This is a genomic window from Planktotalea sp. (assembly GCF_049680325.1).
GTDB lineage: Bacteria > Pseudomonadota > Alphaproteobacteria > Rhodobacterales > Rhodobacteraceae > Planktotalea.
On the sequence record NZ_JBAUHO010000292.1, the window covers coordinates 1 to 3,056 of the forward strand.

At 49.5% G+C, this 3,056-nt stretch carries 3 protein-coding genes; all 3 read left to right on the forward strand.

What is annotated here, in order from left to right; genetic code table 11:
* The first annotated feature begins 247 nt into the window (after positions 1 to 247).
* The 3 genes from WBC85_RS13350 (at position 248) to WBC85_RS13360 (ending at position 2,838) form a co-directional block, all read left to right on the forward strand.
* A complete protein-coding gene (locus WBC85_RS13350; RefSeq protein WP_424438064.1) occupies positions 248 to 694 on the forward strand; it encodes a glyoxalase superfamily protein in 447 nt (148 codons plus the stop codon).
* A 219-nt stretch (positions 695 to 913) separates the two neighbouring features.
* Positions 914 to 2,182, forward strand: a complete 1,269-nt coding sequence (locus WBC85_RS13355) for a tyrosine-type recombinase/integrase (RefSeq protein WP_424438066.1) — start codon at positions 914 to 916, stop codon at positions 2,180 to 2,182.
* Positions 2,179 to 2,838, forward strand: a complete 660-nt coding sequence (locus WBC85_RS13360) for a hypothetical protein (protein WP_424438069.1) — start codon at positions 2,179 to 2,181, stop codon at positions 2,836 to 2,838. Before WBC85_RS13355 ends, WBC85_RS13360 begins: the two co-directional genes overlap by 4 nt.
* Positions 2,839 to 3,056: the final 218 nt, after the last annotated feature.

Below are 3,056 nucleotides of genomic sequence, written 5' to 3' on the forward strand. Positions count from 1 at the left end.
GTTCATGGCACCTGCTGTTGGGGGGGCCTTGCTTTCTTATGCTGCCTTGCGCGACGGGGTAGACAAAAGCACAACATCCTTTTAAAGCGGCGATCAGGAGCGCTGCCTCCTGCCGCTTGCGAGGGAAACCTTATGGTAAATGCAGCATCTTAAACGAACGCACCCTTTTGACGAACGGTCACAAGATGGTGGCAATGCGAGCACCCCCAGAACCAACGTGACCCATATTCAAAATGGGACCAAATCAATGACGAACTCTGAAAATGGCACCGCGGTGCCCTCTGCCGATACATTGAAATCGCAGGCCAAACGCTTGCGCTCTGCAATGGCAGAAAAGCAAACTCCGATCACCCAAAGCATGGCGCTAGAGGCCGTGGCACGACAATGGGGCTATCGCGACTGGAACACCCTTAGCGCCGCAAGCAAATCCAACGCACCGCGCGGCTGGTATGTCGGTCAACGGGTGTTTGGCAGCTACTTGGGACATATGTTCCAAGGCACGCTAAAGGCTGTGCGCGCGGCGCAAGGGGGCTATTGGTATCTCACCGTGGTCTTCGACACGGCTGTGGACGTTATCGAATTCGATAGTTTCAGCTCGTTCCGCAAACAGGTGAACGTGACGCTGAACGAAGACGGTGTCACGCCCGGCAAAACGTCAAACGGCCTGCCTCACATGGAACTGCGCGCGCTCTAAAGTCGGGAAATGGTGCACCCAGCAGGATTCGAACCTGCGGCCTCTGCCTTCGGAGGGCATTACGAATACTATTACCTCTTCATTCTATAGTTTACCAATGCAATACAACCTGTTGAAAATAAAGGTGGTTATCGCATTGGTATCCTTTCGGTTACAATCGCTGAAATACCCTCTTTTACTTTCATTTGGTGAACCCGTGGTGAACCAGAGAGGATTTCGATGGCTAAAGTATCCAAACGATTGGTCGACACATTGCGGCCGTCTGAGCAAAGAATGACGATTTGGGACGACACGCTGAAAGGCTTCGGCATCATTGTCCGACCATCCTCTGTGCACTCCTACGTCTTCTCATACCGCAATGATGCAAACCGAAAACGCAACATCACAATCGGTAAGGTTGGCACCCTCACACCAAATGAAGCACGTCGACAAGCTGAGTTGTATCGACACAAGCTTTTGACTGGTGTCGATCCGCTGGACGAGAAATACGATCCCTCAAAAAGGTTCACCGTTTCAAACCTGATAGATGAATATCTGAAGAGCTTTGCCTATCAGAGCAAAGCAGAAAGTACGCGCTACATCGACATTGGCCGCATTGAAAGACACATCAAGCCGCTGATCGGTAATCAGCTTGTCACAAGCGTTGACATGCAGCTCGTTGAGAAATTCTTTCGCGACATCGCTTCTGGGAAGACCAAACGAGATGTCCCAAGTGGTAAAAAGCATGGGCGATCCACTGTTCGAGGTGGCGATGGCGCAGCGCGAACCACTGTCCGTCTCTTCCGCGCAATTTTAAGCTGGGGCGAAAAGGCTGGGTTGGTAGATCATAGTATAATCAGGGCTGCTCGAAACGTGGACATTGGCCGCGATGGACAGCGTGAAACAATTTTGGATGACCCCGAAGCCTACGCCCGGCTTTGGCATACACTTAACCGATTAAGCGATCCTAACCACCAAAATGCAGACCTTGTTCAAATTCAGCAAGATGCGGCTGACGCTATTAAGATTATTATGCTGACTGGTGCGCGCAAAGGTGAAATTCTGAATCTACTCTGGCAACAAGTTGATCTGGCAAGCGGCATCATTTCAATTGAGCCGCACTTGCATAAAACTGGCCGTCGAACGGGAGACCGAAGGATCATTGGCCTGCCACAACTTGCCATTGATATTCTTGAGTCCCATCCGGTTGAACTTCGAAAGGGACAGGTCTTCAAGCCAAGTCGAGCTGGCGGATGTATCGACTTGTCCAAGGTTTGGCGACGTGTGCGCGATGAAGCGAACTTGCCTCCTGCCCTAGGTCTGCACGGCCTTCGACATTCACTTGCTTCTCACATGGCAATGGATGGCGCTTCAGCAAGCGAAATAATGACAGCTCTCGGACACAGAGATATCACATCAACACAACGATATATTCACTGGGCAATTTCTAACCGTCAAATGCTCGCAGAAAACGCAATCTCAAAAATCACAGCAGGTTTGTCAAAATGACCAAATTCTCCAACTCAAATACTCCCAAATCAACACCTTACGACGGCATTCTCGGCAGAGAAAACCGAGAACTTGATCGCTTAGTTGAATGGTTGGAAGGCAACAGGCGCGCGGAATTGAAGGAATGGCTCGAAGATCGAGAACAAGCGCTGTTCGATCATTTCGAGATACAGAACAACGATGATCCCGATCGTTGGAGAGAGCTGTCCCACGCATTAGCGTGTGCACACGTCCCTGCTTTCAAAGCCAAGCGAGGGAGACCGAGAGCCAATCAATTTATCGACAGCGGCCTGACTCGATTGTTTTGGTATTTGAAGCTTACATCCGGCCACTCTGACGCCTCAATCTATCGCAAAATTCAAAATTTTATTGATCAGAACAACGAGTCCATCAAACCACGAGACGAATGCGAGGCAATGACGGTCGATGTAAATGTCGCCGAGCGACTAAAAAACTACAAAAAGGATCAGCGTAATTCGTTCACTGAATCCAAACGTCTAATCGTTGACGAACTCTCAGAACACGGCGAACAACAAGTCTTTATAAGCTGCATGAACGCTATTTTAATGAGCGAAGCCGCTCACTATTTCTTTGCTCGTCAAAACCTTCAGATTGATAAATGGCCGCACACGAAAGAAAATATATTGTTGGAGTAAAAAGAAATGTTTTTGCCCCACTCCAAGCGATACGTTTGGGTGTCCTTACTCAGCATAAGGAACTCAAATCATGCAGAAAAAAGTACTGAACCGACGTGAAGCCGCCGATTATCTAACGTCTTGCGGCTATTCCATCCGCAAAACCACATTGCAAAAGCTCGCCTCCATCGGAGGTGGCCCACGGTACCGAATCTTCGGAAATCGCGCGATCTATACAC

What these genes read in the sequence shown, in the direction of transcription:
- WBC85_RS13360 (WP_424438069.1), top strand. Translation starts at nt 2,179, where the DNA reads ATGACCAAATTCTCCAACTCAAATACTCCCAAATCAACACCTTACGAC.
- WBC85_RS13350 (WP_424438064.1), top strand. Translation starts at nt 248, where the DNA reads ATGACGAACTCTGAAAATGGCACCGCGGTGCCCTCTGCCGATACATTG.
- WBC85_RS13355 (WP_424438066.1), top strand. Translation starts at nt 914, where the DNA reads ATGGCTAAAGTATCCAAACGATTGGTCGACACATTGCGGCCGTCTGAG.